The 18,422-nt window shown below is 61.7% G+C and carries 15 protein-coding genes; 8 read left to right on the forward strand and 7 right to left on the reverse strand.

Features of this window, described 5'->3' with window-relative positions; translation table 11 throughout:
* Positions 1–47 precede the first annotated feature (47 nt).
* Entirely contained in the window at positions 48–1,148 is a 1,101-nt protein-coding gene (gene gbcB / locus MCB86_RS17060; RefSeq protein WP_239611620.1) for a glycine-betaine demethylase subunit GbcB, read from the reverse strand.
* A 401-nt stretch (positions 1,149–1,549) separates the two neighbouring features.
* On the opposite strand from gbcB, the gene gbcA reads away from it, so the two are divergent.
* Together gbcA and MCB86_RS17070 are read left to right on the forward strand one after the other, a co-directional pair.
* A complete protein-coding gene (gbcA, locus tag MCB86_RS17065; RefSeq protein WP_045160662.1) occupies positions 1,550–2,839 on the forward strand; it encodes a glycine-betaine demethylase subunit GbcA in 1,290 nt (429 codons plus the stop codon).
* A gap of 261 nt (positions 2,840–3,100) precedes the next feature.
* A complete protein-coding gene (locus tag MCB86_RS17070) occupies positions 3,101–3,613 on the forward strand; it encodes a gluconokinase (protein ID WP_345772244.1) in 513 nt (170 codons plus the stop codon).
* A gap of 11 nt (positions 3,614–3,624) precedes the next feature.
* Here MCB86_RS17070 and siaD read toward each other — a convergent pair whose 3' ends face one another.
* The 5 genes from siaD to ettA all read right to left on the reverse strand — a co-directional run bounded on the left by siaD (position 3,625) and on the right by ettA (position 9,212).
* A complete protein-coding gene (siaD, locus tag MCB86_RS17075) occupies positions 3,625–4,413 on the reverse strand; it encodes a biofilm regulation diguanylate cyclase SiaD (RefSeq protein ID WP_045160663.1) in 789 nt (262 codons plus the stop codon).
* Positions 4,414–4,422: 9 nt separating this feature from the next.
* Positions 4,423–4,800, reverse strand: coding sequence for a biofilm regulation phosphoprotein SiaC (siaC, locus tag MCB86_RS17080; protein ID WP_045160664.1), 378 nt, complete (start codon positions 4,798–4,800; stop codon positions 4,423–4,425).
* A gap of 20 nt (positions 4,801–4,820) precedes the next feature.
* Positions 4,821–5,366, reverse strand: coding sequence for a biofilm regulation protein kinase SiaB (gene siaB, locus MCB86_RS17085; protein ID WP_045160665.1), 546 nt, complete (start codon positions 5,364–5,366; stop codon positions 4,821–4,823).
* 28 nt (positions 5,367–5,394) lie between these two features.
* The gene (gene siaA, locus MCB86_RS17090; protein WP_239611621.1) at positions 5,395–7,386 is read right to left on the reverse strand and encodes a biofilm regulation protein phosphatase SiaA; all 1,992 of its coding nucleotides are present in this window, start codon (positions 7,384–7,386) and stop codon (positions 5,395–5,397) included.
* A gap of 158 nt (positions 7,387–7,544) precedes the next feature.
* On the reverse strand, positions 7,545–9,212 hold the full coding sequence (gene ettA / locus MCB86_RS17095) for an energy-dependent translational throttle protein EttA (RefSeq protein WP_239611622.1): 1,668 nt from the start codon (positions 9,210–9,212) through the stop codon (positions 7,545–7,547).
* Between the two features lie 205 nt (positions 9,213–9,417).
* Here ettA and MCB86_RS17100 point away from each other — a divergent pair, with 205 nt between their 5' ends.
* The 6 genes from MCB86_RS17100 (at position 9,418) to MCB86_RS17125 (ending at position 16,952) form a co-directional block, all read left to right on the forward strand.
* Positions 9,418–12,405: an EAL domain-containing protein gene (locus MCB86_RS17100; RefSeq protein WP_239611623.1), complete on the forward strand. Its 2,988-nt coding sequence runs from the start codon at positions 9,418–9,420 to the stop codon at positions 12,403–12,405.
* Between the two features lie 84 nt (positions 12,406–12,489).
* On the forward strand, positions 12,490–13,743 hold the full coding sequence (gene glyA, locus MCB86_RS17105) for a serine hydroxymethyltransferase (protein ID WP_045160669.1): 1,254 nt from the start codon (positions 12,490–12,492) through the stop codon (positions 13,741–13,743).
* A 166-nt stretch (positions 13,744–13,909) separates the two neighbouring features.
* Positions 13,910–15,262 carry a cache domain-containing protein gene (locus MCB86_RS17110; RefSeq protein ID WP_239611624.1) on the forward strand — a complete coding sequence of 451 codons (1,353 nt, stop codon included), beginning with the start codon at positions 13,910–13,912 and terminating at the stop codon, positions 15,260–15,262.
* 35 nt (positions 15,263–15,297) lie between these two features.
* Positions 15,298–15,936, forward strand: coding sequence for a response regulator transcription factor (locus tag MCB86_RS17115; protein ID WP_239611625.1), 639 nt, complete (start codon positions 15,298–15,300; stop codon positions 15,934–15,936).
* Positions 15,937–16,059: 123 nt separating this feature from the next.
* Positions 16,060–16,521 (forward strand): isoprenylcysteine carboxylmethyltransferase family protein, encoded by a 462-nt coding sequence (locus MCB86_RS17120; protein WP_239611626.1) that lies wholly within the window; start codon positions 16,060–16,062, stop codon positions 16,519–16,521.
* A gap of 62 nt (positions 16,522–16,583) precedes the next feature.
* Positions 16,584–16,952 (forward strand): PilZ domain-containing protein, encoded by a 369-nt coding sequence (locus tag MCB86_RS17125; RefSeq protein WP_239611627.1) that lies wholly within the window; start codon positions 16,584–16,586, stop codon positions 16,950–16,952.
* A 10-nt stretch (positions 16,953–16,962) separates the two neighbouring features.
* On the opposite strand, the gene radA is transcribed toward MCB86_RS17125, so the two are convergent.
* Complete coding sequence (radA, locus tag MCB86_RS17130) at positions 16,963–18,324, reverse strand: DNA repair protein RadA (RefSeq protein WP_045160674.1); 1,362 nt, start codon at positions 18,322–18,324, stop codon at positions 16,963–16,965.
* Positions 18,325–18,422: the final 98 nt, after the last annotated feature.

The following is an 18,422-nucleotide window of genomic DNA, read 5'->3' on the forward strand; positions in this document are numbered from 1 at the left end:
GCGGCCAGACCTGCAGTGAAGGGCGGGCCGCCCTGAGGAGGGGTGGCTCAGTAGTCGATGACCACGTCGCCCTGGGGCACGCTGCAGCAGGAGAGGATATAACCCTCAGCGATATCTTCGTCGGTGATCCCGCCGTTATGCTCCATGGTCACCTCGCCGGCAGTCTTCATGACCTTGCAGGTGCCGCAAATGCCCATGCCGCACGCCTTGGGGATGTGCAGGCCGAGCTGAGCGGCCGCCGAATGGACCGTATCGCGCGGGCCGACGCGGATGCTCTTGCCGGTTGCGGTGAATTCCACCTGATTGAGGTCGGCCAGCGGCACATCGGGCGCTTCGGCGGCCTGCTCGGCCAGCTCCTTGACGTCTTCACGCACGTCGGCCGGCGTCGCGCCGAACGACTCCTCGTGATAGCGCTGCATGTCGAAGCCGTTGGCGGTCAGCAGGCGCTTGACGGCGTTCATGTACGGGGTCGGCCCGCAACAGAAGATTTCCCGGTCGGCGAAGTCCGGTGCGATCAGCTCCAGCATGCGCTGGTCGAGGTAGCCGCGATAGCCGGCCCAGGCCTCGCCCATGCCGTGCTTCTCGCAAATGATGTGCAGGCTGAAGTTGTTGACCCGCGACGCCATGTGCTCCAGCTCGCGGTGGAAAATAATGTCCTTGGGCGAGCGGGCGCTGTGGACGAACACCATATCGACGTTGGCGTTGGTGTCGAAGAACCAGCGCGCCATCGACATGACCGGCGTGATGCCGACGCCGCCGGACAGAAACAAGGCTTTGTCGGTGGGGAAATCGATAGAGTTGAACAGCCCGACCGGACCGTGCACCGGCAGCAGATCGCCTTCGCTGAGGTTGTCGTGCAGCCAATTGGAAACCTTACCGCCCGGGATACGTTTGATCGTCAGGGAAAAACTGTAGGGCACAGAAGGTGAGCTGGCGATGGTGTACGAGCGCATCACCTGTTCGCCATCGATCTCCAATTCCAGGGTAACGAACTGGCCGGGCTTGAAGAAGAACATGATCGGCTGATCGGACATGAAGCAAAAGGTGCGAACGTCCCAGGTTTCCTGGATCACCTTTACGCAGCGCACCAGATGGCGGCCGTTGGTCCAGGTCTGGGTATTGACCGGATTGAGGAAATTGCTGGACATGCTCACCTCGATTGCGCGCTGGCTACAACGGCCTATTCAGGCCCTTTTCCAGGGCTGCGACTGCCACGACGCATGGCCCTTCTGGCGCAGAATTGTGCGCAACGCGCTGCGGCGTCACTTACCTATCCGCGACATCGGCATGCTTATCGCGACCAGCCCGGTGTCACGGGGGTTCGGGAGTCGGAAACGGATGTGTGCCTGTCGCCCATGGATAAGGTTTCCCTCTGGCGCCGCGACACACTCGGTCGCAGCCGAGCTAGGGAAGGCGGTCTCGCCGGAGTCGCTTTCCTTATTGACTATATGGATGCGGTCCGGCTCGCCGCCTTGCGTAGTAACCGAATAGCCACTTTTGTCGCCAGCCACAGACGCCTGCAAGGCGCGGCCGGCTTGAGGAGCAACCGATGGATGTCACTTCCAACCTGAGCCTGGGCGATCCGCTCGAACCCGCGCGTAAGGCTACTGCCGAAATGCTGCAGACGCGTGAACGGACGTTTTCGCTGCCGCAGCCGTTCTACAACGATGAGCGGCTATTCCAGCTCGACATGCAGGAAATTTTCCACAAGGAATGGCTGATCGCAGGCATGACCTGCGAGATTCCCGCGAAGGGCAACTTCCTGACGTTGCAGATCGGCAATAACCCGATCCTGGTCATCCGCGGCGCCGAAGGCACTGTGCACGCTTTCCATAACGTCTGTCGCCATCGCGGTTCGCGGCTGTGCACAAGCGACAAGGGCAAGGTCGCCAAGCTGGTGTGCCCCTACCATCAGTGGACCTACGAGCTGGACGGCCGTCTACTGTTCGCCGGCACCGAAATGGGCGCCGACTTCGACATGAACCAGTACGGGCTCAAGCCGGTGCAGTGCAAGACGGCGGGCGGCTACATCTTCATTTCTCTGGCAGAGAACCCGCCAGCGATCGACGATTTCCTGGCCACTCTGTCGCACTACATGGAGCCGTACGACATGGAGAACGCCAAGGTGGCTGTGCAGAGCACCCTGGTGGAAAAGGCCAACTGGAAGCTGGTGCTGGAGAACAATCGCGAGTGCTACCACTGCAATGGTGCGCACCCTGAACTGCTCAATTCGCTGCTGGAATGGGACGACGTCACTGATCCACGTGCCAGCCAGGCATTCAAGGACCACGTTGCCGAATCTGCAGCCAAGTGGGACGCCGAGAAGATTCCCTATGCCCATGCCAGCTTCGGCCTGCGCAACCGTATTGTGCGCATGCCGCTACTCAAGGGCACCGTGTCCATGACCATGGATGGTAAACAGGGATGCCAGAAGCTGATGGGGCGGATCAAGAACCCCGAGCTCGGCTCGATGCGCATCCTGCACCTGCCGCACTCTTGGAACCATTGCATGGGCGATCACATCATCGTCTTTACCGTGTGGCCGATCAGCGCGCAGGAAACCATGGTCACTACCAAGTGGATCGTCCACAAGGATGCAGTAGAAGGCGTCGATTACGACGTGGCGCGCCTGCGCCAGGTCTGGGATGCCACCAACGACCAGGACCGTCGCCTCGCCGAGGAAAACCAGCGCGGGATCAATTCCACTGCCTACCAGCCCGGGCCCTACTCGAAGACCTACGAGTTCGGTGTGGTCAACTTCGTCGATTGGTACAGCGAGCGCATGCTGCACAACCTTGGCGCGGAGCCAGCGAACTATCTGCGACAGATCAACCAGTGATCCGATAGGCCGCTCGACGTCGGTGGCGTACCCGTATGCAGCGGGTGCGCCGCCAGCGTTTTCCCCAGCGGCAGACAAGCCGCTCATGCCGACGCGGGCCTTGGCGGTTCGCTCGCTCCGGCAGGCACCTCGCGATACGAGGAACTTCGGTACGCCCCTGTGACCGAAGAGTGGAAGTGCTCCCGCATGGGAGCCGATGGCGTCGCTGCCGAGCACGCGCGCCATCTTTTTTCCGAAGCCACAATTGCCGCAACGACGAGGATGCCAGTGATTGTCATCATCATGGGGGTAGCGGGTAGCGGGAAAACGACCATCGGCGAGAAGCTGGCTGCTCGCCTGGGATGTGGTTTCTCCGATGCCGACGAATTCCACAGCGAGGCTAACAAGCGCAAGATGGCCAGTGGCATCGCGCTGGATGACGAGGATCGGCGGCCCTGGCTCCAGGCGATGCGCGATGCGATCGAAACGCGGCACGAGCAGGGTCACGACTGGGTGTTCGCCTGTTCGGCTCTCAAACGAAGTTATCGTCAGTTGCTCAGCGGAGGCCACGAGGGGGTCGTCTGGGTTTATCTGGACGGTTCGCAGGCACTGTTGTTAGAGCGGCTGCGGCGGCGCTCCGGGCATTTCTTCGACCCCAGCCTGCTGTGCAGCCAGCTGCAAGCGCTGGAAAAACCCAGCGAGGAAGAGGCGATAAGGGTGGATATCACCCATTCGCCCGAACAGATCGTCGAGACGATTATCGAGCGCCTGTCGCACGCCGAGGCGAGCGACTAGGGGAAACAGAATCAGTCGTCGGCCAGCTCATAACGATCGCGGCCATTGCGCTTGGCCCTCAGCAGCGCCACGTCGGCGCGGTTGATGGTGCTGGAATAGTTCTCGTCGGCGCGCAACTGCGCAAGGCCCAGGCTCACGGTGACCGATAGCGAGTCGTCGTTGACTCGAACGCGCAGCTTGGCAACCGCCTGGCGCAGGCGCTCCATTACCCGAACGGCCTGTTCGCTTGTGGTTTCCGGCATCATCACCAGGAACTCTTCCCCGCCCCAGCGGCCGCACAGATCGTGCTCGCGGACTTCCGCTTCCATCACCCGCACTACATCCATCAGCACATGGTCGCCCACTTCGTGGCCATATTCATCGTTGATGACCTTGAAGCGGTCGATATCGATCATGACGATGCACAGCGGGCGCGAATAACGCTTGGCCCGCTCGGTTTCGTCGCGCAGGCGCTCGGTGAGCAGGCGGCGATTGGCGATCCCGGTCAGCGCGTCGTGGGTGGAGGCCTCTTTCAGCGCGATATTCAGGTCGCGCATCATCATCTGGTAGCGGTCGGAGATGCGCGCGACCTTTTCCAGCTGCCGCAGCTGTTTCTCGAAGCGCGCCGAAAGCGTCATTTCGCGGTCCCGGACAATGCTCTGATAGCCGTCGGAGACACGGGCGATCCGCTCGATCCGGTTGAGCAGGGCGTGATGCGCTTCCCACAGCTGGCTCAGCGCTTCATGCAGCGGATGATCCTGATTCCGGGGGTCGGACAAGGACTCCAGGACCTGGCTTTCCAGAGGCTTTTGGCCGCGCATACAGACCTTCTATTCGTCGCTGAGGATCATGAAGGGAAAGGTGCAGTCTTCCTTGAATTCCTCGGCCAGCTCCACCACCCGCTCGTTGCGTCGATCATAGTGCCAATTGACTGCAACCGGCTTGCCGTCCTGATGAGCCGCTTCGAGTAGGTCGAATATGTCCATCACCGCCTTGATGCTGCTGGTGTTCAGGTACAGGAGGTGCAACTCCAGGCGCAACGGTCGTCCGGCTTCGGCCAGATAGCGCTCGATCCACTCGATGACTTGGTGGAAAAGCTCGTAGGAGTTTTCCGGGTAGGAGTCGCCTTGCATGGCAAGCACGCCGTTTTCCCAGTCGGACTGAATGGCTGGCGATGACTGGCTGCCGACGATGGAGAAATCATTCATGTGCATTGTGCTCTTATGAGTCAGATGACCGCGCTCAGGCTGATGAACGAGCGGCCGTTGGCAACGGTTTGCAGTGATGCTTTCAGCGGCTCGCTGGATTTACGGGCGATGTCGATCAGGCCCAATCCGGCACCGCTGGCGGTGTTGTCTTCACGCGGTTTGCGCAATTGTTCCTTGTAGCGGACTTTGAGCTGGGCTTTGTTCAGGCCTGCCAGCTCTTCAATGGTGGCGAGCAGTGCTTCGCCGTCGGCGGTCTCGATCAGGTTGCCTGCGGAAACGACATAGCGGCCGTCGCTATCGTTGCGCGCTACCACCACCGTGGCGCCGGCTTCCTGGTCGGCCCAGTTGCGCACTTTGGCGTAATGTCGAATGTTCTGGGTCATCTCGATATACACGGCGAACACGTCCATGGCCGATGACGGGTTGGCATGATCGGCAGCCAGGTAGTTGCGCAACGCATTGCCGATTTCCTCGATCAGGCTGCGTGAGATCGGGCCGTTGAAGCACAGCATGATCTGCTGTCGGTTGTAGCTTTCGCGCATGGCGAACAGGTCAAGGGTTTCCATGGGGCAACTCGACTCCGGTGGATGGCGCTCAATCGAAACGGAAACACAGCATCGTGATGTCGTCACGCTGCGGATAATCGCCCTGATACTCGGCCAGGGTCGCTATGAACGCGGCACCTTGTTCGGCCAAGGGCAGGCGCGCGTGACGCAGGATCATCTCGGCGAAGCGACTGTTACCGAAGCCATAGCCTAGCTCACCGCCTGCCTGATCGAGGAAGCCATCGGTGGCGAGGTAGAAGGTACGACCAGGCGTCAGTTCGAGTTCGGCGTTCTGGTATTCACCGGGGCGACGATCACCGATCGCGCGGCGGCCGGCCGGCAGTTCGTCGAGGGTTTCGCCGTCGCTGTAGTACAGCGCGATCTTGGCGCCGGCATAGGTCACCTTGTGGCGGTCGAAGTCGACATACGCGAGCCCCACGTCCATGTTGGTGGCCAAGGCGTGTTGGGTGGTGTCGTCGCGCAGCATTCGGCGCACGATGCCGTCTGTCCGCGCAAGGATGGCGGCCGGATCGTGCAAACCGGCGTCGGCGATGGCCTGCTCGATCGCGGCGTGGGCGAGCATGGTCATCAGCGCACCGGGCACGCCGTGGCCTGCGCAGTCGACCACGCCGAGCAGGCAGCCCTGGGCGGTCGCGCGATAGACATAGAAGTCGCCGCCGACCACGTCGCGTGGATGCCAGAGCACCGCGTGACGGTCGTCGAGGTCGGCGATCAACTGGCGCTTGGGTAGGATGGCGTGCTGGATGAGGCTGGCGTAATCGATGGAATCGTCGATTTTCTTGTGTGCCGCCGCCATTTCGCGGTTGGCCTGCTCCAACTCGCGCGTGCGGTCCTGGACGCGGCTTTCCAGCTCGCTGGTATGGCTGCGAACCTTCTGCGCCATGCTGCCGAATGCGGCGCTCAGCTCGCCGATCTCGTCGCCGCGATGGCTTGGCAGGGCCGCGTCGTAGTGCCCGGCGGCGATCGCCTGGGCGCTCTTGCGCAGTTGCCGCAGGGGACGTAGCACGCGCTTGTCGACCAACCAGACGCCGCTGACGATCAGCAGCAAGAAGAGCATCAGCACGGCGCCGATGGCAGGCAACAGCGGTTTGATCTCGATGACCTGGGCAGTACGCAGATCGACCGCGCTGGCGACGAACCAGTTCAGCTCGGGTACCCAGCTCATCGCCAGCAGGCGCGGCTCACCGTCCAGCGTGACTTGTAAAGTGGCGGTATCGCCGGGGTGTTCCCGGCTGAAGGTCATGGCTTCCCGCAGCGCGGTGGCTTGCTCGATGTTGTCCAGCAACCCCAGCACGTTGGTGGCCAACGACCGACCTTGCGAAGTGTCGGCATTGAGTGTCACCAGGCTCTGGTTGGGGTGGATCAGGATCGAGCCATAGCTGTCGAGCACCATGGATTCGACACCGGTCCTGTCGACCTCGATGAAATCGCTGATGAAGGCGTTCAGGCCGATGCCCGAACCAACCACCCCCAATGGCTTGTCGCCGTCCCGCACGACGATGTTGAACCAGATCTTGAGGTCCTGGGTGACGACGGAGCGGTCTACGTTGAGGTGATAAGGCGCATCCGAACGCAGCGTGGTGTAGAACCACTCGTCATCATCGGCGTCGGGCGTCATCTGATAGCGAGGGGCTTCGCTGGGGCTCAGTTTGTCGCTGTTGGAATAGTAGTTGTTGCTGCTCGCTGACGCAGCGAAGTAGGCGTGGTCGCTTAGTGCCCGTTGATAACCGGCCGCTTCGTTGAAAAACAGGGCACGTTTGTCGCCATCCTCTTCATCGAGCAGCCAGGCACGGGTGATTTGCGATTCGGCCAGGCGTTGCGCCAACGCCAGTTCACGGGTGACCGGGGCGAACAGGCGTTCGCGGTTGAGCTGTACCGCGTTGCGCGCGTAGGCTTCGCCGAAACGGTTCTGTACGCCTTTGAGCGCTTCGCGGCCGACCAGCGCGGCCACGCCGATCGCGAGCAGGAAAGTCAGCAATAGCGCCAGCAGCGACTTGCCGCGTAATCCCAGTGCCGCCATGTTGACCCCGTCTTCCTTCGCGATTGCTGCTGAACCTGGCGTCGCAGAGCATGCCAGGCGGCGATAAGGCGGTGATTATCAGGTATCAGGCCAGTTGCCACCAGTGGCGGTTCGCCACGTAAAAACGGAGCCTATCGACTCCGTTTTTATTTTTTGTGCTACTGGGCCAGCTTCTTGTACTTGACCCGATGCGGCTGCGCCGCAGCGTCGCCCAGGCGTTTCTTGCGATCGGCTTCGTACTCGGTGTAGTTACCTTCGAAGAAGACGATATCGCCGTCGTCCTCATAGGAGAGGATGTGGGTGGCGACCCGGTCAAGGAACCAGCGATCGTGAGAGATCACGATGGCCGCGCCGGGGAAGTCCAGCAGCGCTTCTTCCAGCGAGCGCAGGGTTTCCACGTCGAGGTCGTTGGACGGTTCGTCGAGCAGCAGCACATTGGCGCCTTCCTTGAGCGTCAGCGCCAGGTGCAGGCGGCCACGCTCACCGCCGGACAAGTCCTTGACGAATTTCTGCTGGTCGCCGCCCTTGAAGTTGAAGCGTCCCACGTAAGTGCGCGACGGAACTTCATAATTGCCGATGCGGATCATGTCGGAGCCATCGGACACCGCTTCCCATACCGTCTTGCTGCCGTCCAGGTCCTCGCGGCTCTGGTCGACGCAGGCCACCTGCACCGTGTCGCCGATTTCGATGCTGCCCGAATCTGGCTGCTCCTTGCCCATGATCATGCGGAACAGGGTCGACTTGCCCGCACCATTGCCGCCGATCACGCCGACGATGGCGCCCTTGGGCATGCTGAAGGAAAGATCTTCGATCAGTACCCGATCGCCGTAGCCTTTGGTCACGTTCTTGAAGTCGATGACCTTGTCGCCCAGACGCGGACCGGCCGGGATATAGATTTCGTTGGTCTCGCTGCGCTTCTGGAATTCCTGCGACTGCAACTCCTCGAAGCGCTGCAGGCGTGCCTTGGATTTGGCCTGACGGGCCTTGGCGCCCTTGCGCACCCACTCCAGCTCTTCCTTCATGGCCTTTTCATGGGCCGACTGCTGCTTGGATTCCTGTGCCAGACGGTTGGATTTGGCCTCCAGCCAACCGGAGTAGTTGCCCTCGTAAGGGATGCCCGCGCCGCGGTCGAGTTCGAGAATCCAGCCGGCCACGTTGTCCAGGAAGTAGCGATCGTGAGTGATCGCCACCACGGTGCCAGGGAAATCGTGAAGGAAGTGTTCCAGCCAGGCCACCGAGTCGGCGTCCAGGTGGTTGGTCGGTTCGTCCAGCAGGAGCATGTCGGGTGCCGACAGCAGCAGGCGGCAAAGCGCCACGCGGCGCTTTTCGCCACCGGACAGGTGTTCGACTTTGGCATCCCATGGAGGCAGGCGCAGGGCGTCGGCGGCAACTTCCAGCTGACGCTCGAGGTTGTGGCCATCGCTAGCCTGCAGGATCGCTTCGAGCTTGGCCTGTTCGGCGGCCAGCCTGTCAAAGTCTGCATCCGGCTCGGCGTAGGCGGCATAGACCTCATCGAGGCGGGCCTGGGCATCCTTGATGCTGCTGACCGCCTCTTCGACGATTTCTCGAACGGTCTTGCTCGGGTCGAGCAGGGGCTCTTGCGGCAGGTAGCCGACGTTCAGGTCGGGCATTGCCCGGGCTTCGCCGTCGAACTCCTTGTCGACGCCGGCCATGATCCGCAACAGCGTAGATTTACCCGCGCCGTTGAGGCCGAGCACGCCGATCTTGGCGCCAGGAAAGAATGACAGGGAAATATTCTTGAGAATTTCACGCTTCGGCGGAACGACTTTGCTCAGCCGGTGCATGGTGTAGACGTATTGAGCCATGGAGACGAATGCCCGTGACAGGAAAAGAAGGATAAAAGCCCGTCGCGGCGGACGGGCGAAAACAGAAGCTACCGGAATGCTCCAGGCAGGGCAAACCAGCGGTCAATCCTTTTGAGTGATGGCGTTTTGCCTTATAGCAAGGCATTCTTCGCATTCCGCACCCGTTGTATGGCTATTGCTGCTTCACCAGATAGGTTCGATACGTGTGACCGACACCGATCTCTCTCAGTCGCCGGCGTCCCGTCCCGAGTGGCTTGCTGGGCTTGGCCTACGCTTGGCCCGGGCCTGCGGCCGTTTTCTGGTGCCTCGACGTTTCGCGCCTCGCTGGCAGGCGCTGCGCTATTCCATTACCGCACTGGATGCCATCGAAGAGCGCATCCTGATCAGCGATTTTTCCGGTCGGTTGCAGTACCTCAACGGTCAGGCGGCGGTCATGTTCGGCCTGAGCAATCGAGACGTGTCGCGTTATCGGCTGCAGAAGCTGCTGCCCATGCTCGATGCGCAGGCCTTCGATGCCAGCAACGGCCATGCCGATATCTGCCTGAAACCCGTACGCCTGCTGCAGAGTGGGGAGCCCCGGCTCTTTTCCATGACCCGCCGGGCATTGCGCCTGGAGGGCGATGCGCAACCCTCCGGTTTCGTTTGGGTCATGCGCGACATCACCTGCGAGCAGCAGGCGCAGACGGCGCTGGCAGAGCGCGAACGCTTCTGGTCGGAGGTGCTGCGGGCCGTGCCCGACACGCTCTATGTACAGGACGTTCAGAGCGGCAAATTGCTATTCAGCAACAATAATCTGGCGTCGCGGCTGGGCTACAGCGAAGAGGATCGTGGCGATGATGGCAATGCGTTCTGGCGCCGCATTAGTCATCCGGACGATCAGGAATACATCTGGCGACTATTGGCTCTGCGCGGCTCGATGACCGAGGAGGCCGGCCAGGAGGCGCTGCTGCGATGGCGACATCACGATGGCAGCTGGCGCTGGTTCAGCATTCGCGAGCAAGTGCTCTCGCGTGATGACCACGGACGGATCTGGCGCCTGATCGGCGTGGCCCGCGATGTGACCGCAAAAATCGAGCACAGTCATTCGCTGCGCGACAGCGAGCGTCGTTATCGCATGCTGGCGGGTAGTCTGCAGGACGTCATTTTCACCACTGACAGCGCGGTCCAGATCGACTACGTGAGTCCGTCAGTACAAACGGTGCTTGGTTATAGCGCCGAGTGGACGATGAAGCATGGCCTGGATCGAGTTGTGACTAAGCCACGCCAGGCGGCGCGCTTCTATGAGCTGATGCGCAAGGTGCGCAAGGCGTCTTTCAATCCGACGACTCTTGCCGAGCTTGGGCAAAGCCTGCAGCGCCAGACGCTGTATTTCGACTGCATTTCCGCCGACGGGCGGCCGGTAGCCATCGAACTGCGCATCACGCTGCTCTGGAACGAGAACAACCGCTTCGACGGCGCCCTGTGCGTGGGCCGCGACATCAGCAAGCAGCGCCAGGCGGAAAAGGAGCTGCGCCGCGCGGCGACGGTATTCGAGCACTCCTCGGCCGCCATCGTTGTGACCGATCCGGCCGGAAGGATCGTGCAGGTCAACGATGCCTTCCAGCGAATAACCGGCTACAGCGGCGAGGAAGTGATGGGGCTGTGGCCGACTGCACTGAGCGCGGATCGACAGCAGGCCAATCAGATGACCTTTGTGCGTGATCAGATCCTCAGGGTGGGCAAATGGGAAGGCGAGCTCTGGCTCAAACGCAAGGACGGCGACACCTATCCGTGCTGGATCGGTATCACGGCCGTGCGCGACGCCGAGGATGATCTGGTCAGCTACGTGTGTTTTTTCAGTGACATGAGCGAGCGCAAGGCCAGCGAAAAGCGTATTCACCGCCTGGCCTACTACGACAGCTTGACCCAATTGCCGAACCGGACACTATTTCAGGATCGTCTGCACAGCAGTCTGCAGCTGTCCTCGCGGCGCGGCGCCTGGGTCGCACTGATGTTCTTGGATCTCGACCGCTTCAAGCCGATCAACGATTCTCTCGGTCATGCCGCCGGGGATCGCATGCTGAAGGAGGTAGCCATGCGCCTGGCTTCCTGCGTGGAGGAAGACGACACGGTCGCACGCATGGGCGGGGACGAGTTCACCTTTCTTCTGCGTCCATGCCCGGAGCGGGACGAGGCCCTGACTCGGGCGATCCATGTCGGCGAGCGCATTCTGGCCAGCCTCACCGAACCGTTCGTGTTGTCCGGGCGCGAATTCTTCGTCACCGCCAGCATCGGCATCGCCCTTAGCCCACAGGACGGCGATGACATCAGCCAACTGATGAAGAACGCCGACACTGCCATGTATCACGCGAAGGAGCGTGGCAAGAACAACTTCCAGTTCTATCAGGCTGAAATGAACGCCCGTGCGCTAGAGCGTCTGGAGCTGGAAAGTGACTTGCGCCATGCGCTCGAGCAGGAACAGTTCGTGTTGCATTATCAGCCGCAATTTCTCGCTGAGGGGCGGACGCTCACTGGCGTCGAAGCCTTGTTGCGCTGGCAGCATCCGGTGCGTGGTCTGGTGTCACCCTGCGACTTCATTCCCGCGCTGGAGGAACTGGGGCTGGTGGTTGAAGTCGGCGACTGGGTAATCGGTGAAGTCTGCCGACAGGTTTCTCAATGGCAGGCGCAGGGCAGGGCGGTACCGAAGGTATCGGTCAATCTGTCGGCGCGACAGTTCGCCGACGGCAAGCTCGCGCAGCGGATCGCCACGCTATTGGAGGCGAGCGGCATCGCCCCGGGTTGCCTTGAGCTGGAGTTGACCGAGAGCATCCTGATGCAGGACGTGGGCGAGGCCATGCGCATGCTCGACTCGTTGAAGCAGCTCGGGCCTTCCATTGCCATCGACGATTTCGGTACGGGGTACTCCTCGCTTAACTACCTGAAGCAGTTCCCCATTGATGTGCTCAAGATCGACCGCAGCTTCGTCGATGGTCTGCCAGAGGGCGAGCAGGATGGCCAGATCGCCCGAGCCATCATCGCCATGGCGCACAGCCTGGGCATGTCGGTGATTGCCGAAGGCGTTGAGAACCAGGCCCAGCTGGATTTCCTGCGTGAGCACGGCTGCGATGAGGTGCAGGGGTTCTTCCTCGGCAGACCTGTTTCCGCCAGCGTCCTGGCCGAGCATCAAGGCTGGGCCGATTCATGTTGCACATGATCAAGGCTCATACCCGCGCTCCGGCGGATGGGTTAGAATCCGCGCCTCTCTTTACTACCGCCAGCTGATTCTCAGAGGACTGCCATGTTCAGCCGTGATTTGACCCTCGCCCGTTTCGACGCCGATCTCTTCGCTGCCATGCAGCAGGAAGCCAAGCGTCAGGAAGACCACATCGAGCTGATCGCCTCGGAGAACTACACCAGCCCGGCGGTGATGGAAGCCCAGGGTTCGGTGCTCACCAACAAGTACGCCGAAGGCTATCCGGGCAAGCGCTACTACGGTGGCTGCGAGTACGTCGACGTGGTGGAGCAGCTGGCCATCGACCGCGCCAAGGAGCTGTTCGGCGCCGACTACGCCAACGTCCAGCCGCACGCCGGCTCCCAGGCCAACAGCGCCGTCTACCTGGCGCTGCTCAACGCCGGTGACACCATTCTCGGTATGAGCCTGGCCCACGGCGGCCACCTGACTCACGGCGCCAGCGTTTCCTCCTCCGGCAAGCTGTACAACGCCGTGCAGTACGGCATCAACGACCAGGGGCTCATCGATTACGACGAAGTCGAGCGTCTGGCCCTCGAACACAAGCCGAAGATGGTCGTCGCAGGCTTCTCCGCCTATTCTCAACAACTCGATTTCGCCCGTTTCCGCGAAATCGCCGACAAGGTCGGTGCCTACCTGTTTGTCGACATGGCTCACGTGGCCGGTTTGGTCGCCGCGGGTGTCTATCCGAACCCGGTGCCGTTCGCCGACGTGGTGACCACCACCACTCATAAGACCCTGCGCGGCCCGCGCGGTGGCCTGATCCTGGCGCGTGCCAACGCCGAGATCGAGAAGAAGCTCAACTCCGCCGTATTCCCAGGCGCCCAGGGTGGCCCGCTGGAGCACGTGATCGCCGCCAAGGCGGTGTGCTTCAAGGAAGCGCTGCAGCCCGAGTTCAAGGCATACCAGCAGCAGGTGGTGAAAAACGCCCAGGCGATGGCCGAGGTGTTCATCCAGCGCGGCTTCGACGTGGTTTCCGGCGGTACCCAGAATCACCTGTTCCTGCTTAGCCTGATCAAGCAGGACGTCACCGGTAAAGACGCCGACGCCGCTTTGGGTCGCGCTCATATCACTGTGAACAAGAACAGCGTGCCGAACGATCCGCGCTCGCCGTTCGTTACCTCTGGTCTGCGTATCGGTACGCCAGCGGTAACCACCCGTGGCTTCGGCGAGACCGAATGTCGCGATCTGGCCGGCTGGATCTGCGACATCCTCGACAACATGGGCGACGAGTCGGTGATCGAGACCGTGCGCGGCAAGGTCGAAGCGGTCTGCGCCAAGTTCCCGGTCTACGGTAACTAAGCACGACAGTTGCAGCGAAAGCCCGGCTATTGCCGGGCTTTTTTGTTCGGGGCCGTCCGTCCGCCAAGCCACCGGTAGCGAAGTGCCAGTCGGCCCTGGGCGTCACGCACCGGCTGGGTTAACGTGCAGTCCCCAACGCCCGGATTCGGGTCCTCGGAGAGGTGTGATGCAGCTCAAGCACAAGATCGCCGCGCTGAGCATCCTGCCGCTGCTGCTGGCCGTGGCGGTGGTCTGCGCGCTAGTGCTGGTACAGAACCAGCGTCTCGGCGAGCAGCAGGCGCAGCTCATCGAAAGCAGCATTCTGGCCAGCAAGCAGGCTGAGCTGAAGAACTACGTAGAGATGGCACTGAGCACCATTGCGCCGCTCTACGACGGCGGCCTGGATGATGCAGAGACCAAGCAGAAGGTGCTCGCGGCGCTGGGGCGATTCAGTTTCGGCAGCGATGGTTACTTCTTCGTCTACGACCGCAGCGGCCTTAACCTGATGCATCCTCGCCAACGCGAGCTGGTCGGCCAGGATCTATGGGAGATGACCGACCCCAACGGCCTGAAGGTGATCCAGGCGCTGATGCGCAGCGCGGAAACTGGCAATGGCTTTCAGCGCTATGCCTGGCAGAAGCCTTCCACCGGCCAGTTCGCCGACAAGCTTGCCTACGTGGTAATGCTCGAGCGCTGGGGCTGGATGCTCGGCACCGGCATCTATCTCGAAGATGTCGAGCAAGCCATCCAGACGGTGCGTACCGAGGTGTCGGCCGGTATTCATACCACCATGCTGGCGATCGCCGGGGTCGCGCTGGTGGCGGTGCTGCTGGTTTTTGCCAGCGGGCTGACGCTAAACGTCAGCGAACGGCGGTTGGCCGACCGCAAACTGCAGGCGCTGACTCAGCGCATAGTCAGCCTGCAGGAGGAGGAGCGCTCGCGGGTGTCTCGTGAATTGCACGACGGCATCAGTCAGTTGCTGGTATCTATCAAGTTTCAGTTCGAGCTGGCCAGTCATGAGTTCTCCATCAACAGCCCCAAGGCGCTGATCACGCTGGATGCCGGCGTCGAGCGGCTAGCCGGGGCGATCGGTGAAGTACGGCGCATCTCTCACGATCTACACCCGTCATTACTGGATACCCTGGGTTTGCCGGCGGCGATTGGCCAGCTTGTGGCAGAGTTCGAACAGCGCAGTGGGTTGAAAATGCTATACAACAACGGCCTCGGCGACAGCGATCCGGATGATTCGGTAGCGGTCGCGTTGTTCAGAGTGCTGCAGGAGGCGCTGACCAACATCGAACGTCATGCTGCAGCGCAATCAGTGCATATCAGCCTGGACGGCGATGACGCGTCGGTGCGCCTGCGGGTGCGGGACGACGGTGTTGGTTTCAATCCACGTCGGCTCGACAGCATCAAAGGCGGCGGTATCGGTTTGCGTAACATCCGCGAACGGGTGGAACACTTCGGTGGGCGTTTCAGCCTGCTATCGGCCGCCGGCGGCACCGAGCTGGACGTGACCTTGCCGGCTCGGGCCGGTTGAATCCTCGACTTCTCGAATAATAAGAGGCTCGCTCAATGAACCCGCAAGCTTGCATCAAGGTGGTACTGATCGACGACCATGTCTTGGTTCGGGACGGCATCCGCGCATTGCTGATGGCCGTGCCCGAACTGGATGTCGTCGGGGAAGCCGGCTCCGGCACCGAGGCGATCGAGCTGCTGCGTCGGGTTCCGGCGGATGTGGTGTTGATGGATATCGGTCTGAAGGACATCAACGGACTCGAGCTGACTCAATCGCTACGCAACGAATTTCCCGACATTCGCGTGCTAATCCTGAGCATGTACGACAATCAGGAGTACGTGAACACCTCGGTGAAAGTCGGTGCCAGTGGTTATGTGCTCAAGGATGCGCCGTCGCGGGAAATCATCGTCGCCATCGAGGCGATTGCCGCAGGTGGCACTTACTACAGCAGAGGCATCGCCGAGAAGCTGGCCAGCAGCGGCGCCGAGGAGCGGGAGCTCACCCCGCGTGAGCGGGAGGTACTGCTGATGCTGGCTCAGGGGCACAACAACAAGACCATGGCGCGTGCGCTGCAGATCAGCGTGCGGACGGTGGAAACCCATCGGCTGAGCATCCGCCGCAAGCTCGATATCGATCGCCCCGCGGACCTGATGAAGCACGCCATGGTGCATGGCTGGCTACCGGGTCAGCACTAGCGCTTCCTCCGAGCGTCCACCGAGGCGATGAGCGCAACGCCGCTCGGCCGATACCCTGGCCAGCGCGGGCGCTGTGCCTCCCTGTTCTGTAGGATGGCGCCATCGAATACCTTTGGGCGCCCCATGACTGTCATCCCTTCTGGCGTGATGTTGCCGCCGCCGCTGATTTATCTGTTCTTCGTAGCTTGCGCTTGGGGATTGGCGCAATGGATGCCGCTGGCGCTACCGGAGCATGAGCTGTCGCGTTACGCCGGTTGGGTTTCGATTGCCGTCGGCATCGTCCTGATGCTCTGGGCGGCGCTGACGATGTTTCGTCAGCGCACCACCATCAATCCTTACGGTAAACCCAGCAGCCTGCTGCAGATCGGCCCGTTTCGCCTTTCGCGCAATCCCATCTATCTCGCCGATACGCTGATCTATTGTGGGATCGGCCTATTGCTCAACAGCCTCTGGCCCTGGTTGCTGCTGCCCTTGCTGATTCGCTGCATGCAGCGCACCGTGATCGTTCACGAAGAACATCTGCTGACGCGAACCTTCGGCGATGAGTATCGGGCCTATCGGCGGCGCGTGCGACGCTGGCTCTGAGCATGACCTCAAGGCCGTGAGGCTGACCTATAGTTAAACGAGAATTCTCGGGAGTGGTTCTGATGAATGAAACAAGCAGCGACCGTCGGCGCTTTCAGCGCTTCGCCTTCGATGCCGAAACGGAGCTGGTGCAGGGACAGCGCCGCTGGTCGGTCGAGTTGCATGACCTTTCGCTGAAGGGCTTGCTGGTGCATCGACCAGCGGGTTGGGATGCCGATCCCGCCCAGCCGTTCGAGGCACGGATACGGCTCGCCGATGACGCCGAGGTGCGCATGGAGGTGGAGACGACTCATGACGAGGGTGAGCTGATTGGCCTGGTCTGCCGGCACATCGACGTCGATTCCATCAGCCATCTGCGGCGGCTGGTGGAGCTCAATCTGGGTGACGAAGCGCTGCTGGAACGTGAACTGGCGGCGCTCGGCGAGTCCTGAGGCGTTGGTCTTATTCGAACAAGGCGTCCAGCGCCTGTTCGAGCCGTGTCACGGCGATGACCTGCAGCCCGGCGGGCGCCTCCTTCGGCGCGTTGCCCTTGGGCACTATGGCACGCTTGAACCCGTGCTTGGCGGCCTCTTTCAATCGTTCCTGGCCGCTCGGCACCGGTCTGATCTCACCGGATAACCCCACCTCACCGAATACCAGTAGGTCAGTGTCCAGCGGGCGGTTGCGCAGGCTGGAGATCACTGCAGCCATCAGCGCCAGATCCGATGCGGTCTCCAGCACCTTGACGCCACCGACCACATTGATGAACACGTCCTGGTCGTAGGTAGGAATGCCGCCGTGGCGGTGCAGCACCGCCAGCAGCATGGCCAGACGATTCTGGTCGAGGCCCAGCGTGACGCGGCGTGGGTTGGCCATATGGCTGGTGTCGACCAGCGCCTGGACTTCCACCAGCATCGGTCGAGTGCCTTCCCAGGTGGCCATGACCACGCTGCCGGGCACCGCTTCCTGGGCGCGAGTAAGGAAGATCGCCGAGGGGTTGGTGACTTCCTTGAGGCCCTTGTCGGTCATGCCGAACACACCCAGTTCGTTGATCGCGCCGAAGCGGTTCTTCACTGCGCGCAGCAGACGCAGGCGACCATCCGATTCGCCTTCGAAATACAGCACGGTGTCGACCATGTGCTCCAATACGCGCGGGCCGGCCAGCGCCCCCTCCTTGGTGACGTGGCCGACCAGAAAGATCGCGGTGCCGCTTTGCTTGGCGAAACGCACCAACAACGCCGCGCTCTCACGCACCTGGGCGACCCCGCCGGGGGCCGACTGCAATTGCTCGGTGAAGATCGTCTGGATCGAGTCGATCACCATCACCTTGGGCTTCTCCAGCCGCGCGGTGGCGATGATCGATTCGATGCAAGTCTCGGTCATCACCTTGAGCCGGTCCTGCGGCAGGTCCAGGCGACGCGCGCGCATGGCCACCTGCTGCTGCGATTCCTCGCCCGTGACATACAAGGCCGGGAATTGTCGGGCGATATTGCACAGCGTCTGCAGCAGGATGGTCGACTTGCCGATGCCGGGGTCACCACCGATGAGCACCACCGAACCGTCGACCAGGCCGCCGCCGAGTACGCGGTCCAGCTCGCCGGAAGCCGTGGAGAAACGCGGCACTTCCTCGACGCTGACTTCGGCCAGCGTCTTGATATTGGCCTGATCACCCGCCCAGCCAGCGCGACCCGAGGGTGGTGCGGCGCCGTCGATGACGGTTTCCACCAAGGTATTCCAGGCGCCACAGTCACCGCACTGGCCGGCCCATTTGGGGAAGGTCGAGCCGCATTCGGTGCAGCCATACATGCGCTTGGCCTTTGCCATGGGAAACTCCGCGTCGGATGAATGGAGTCGCATGATAGCGACTGACTTGATCGCCATCAGCCACAAGTGCCGTCATAGCCGCCAGACTGTAAACAAAT

The organism is Pseudomonas sp. KSR10 (genome assembly GCF_022355455.1).
Taxonomy (GTDB): domain Bacteria; phylum Pseudomonadota; class Gammaproteobacteria; order Pseudomonadales; family Pseudomonadaceae; genus Stutzerimonas; species Stutzerimonas stutzeri_E.

Coding starts and splice junctions, on each gene's coding strand:
- siaD (WP_045160663.1), bottom strand. CDS start 4,413: ATGCGCGGCCAAAAGCCTCTGGAAAGCCAGGTCCTGGAGTCCTTGTCC.
- siaA (WP_239611621.1), bottom strand. CDS start 7,386: ATGGCGGCACTGGGATTACGCGGCAAGTCGCTGCTGGCGCTATTGCTG.
- siaB (WP_045160665.1), bottom strand. CDS start 5,366: ATGGAAACCCTTGACCTGTTCGCCATGCGCGAAAGCTACAACCGACAG.
- radA (WP_045160674.1), bottom strand. CDS start 18,324: ATGGCAAAGGCCAAGCGCATGTATGGCTGCACCGAATGCGGCTCGACC.
- siaC (WP_045160664.1), bottom strand. CDS start 4,800: ATGAATGATTTCTCCATCGTCGGCAGCCAGTCATCGCCAGCCATTCAG.
- glyA (WP_045160669.1), top strand. CDS start 12,490: ATGTTCAGCCGTGATTTGACCCTCGCCCGTTTCGACGCCGATCTCTTC.
- MCB86_RS17125 (WP_239611627.1), top strand. CDS start 16,584: ATGAATGAAACAAGCAGCGACCGTCGGCGCTTTCAGCGCTTCGCCTTC.
- MCB86_RS17115 (WP_239611625.1), top strand. CDS start 15,298: ATGAACCCGCAAGCTTGCATCAAGGTGGTACTGATCGACGACCATGTC.
- ettA (WP_239611622.1), bottom strand. CDS start 9,212: ATGGCTCAATACGTCTACACCATGCACCGGCTGAGCAAAGTCGTTCCG.
- MCB86_RS17120 (WP_239611626.1), top strand. CDS start 16,060: ATGACTGTCATCCCTTCTGGCGTGATGTTGCCGCCGCCGCTGATTTAT.
- gbcA (WP_045160662.1), top strand. CDS start 1,550: ATGGATGTCACTTCCAACCTGAGCCTGGGCGATCCGCTCGAACCCGCG.
- MCB86_RS17110 (WP_239611624.1), top strand. CDS start 13,910: ATGCAGCTCAAGCACAAGATCGCCGCGCTGAGCATCCTGCCGCTGCTG.
- MCB86_RS17070 (WP_345772244.1), top strand. CDS start 3,101: ATGCCAGTGATTGTCATCATCATGGGGGTAGCGGGTAGCGGGAAAACG.
- gbcB (WP_239611620.1), bottom strand. CDS start 1,148: ATGTCCAGCAATTTCCTCAATCCGGTCAATACCCAGACCTGGACCAAC.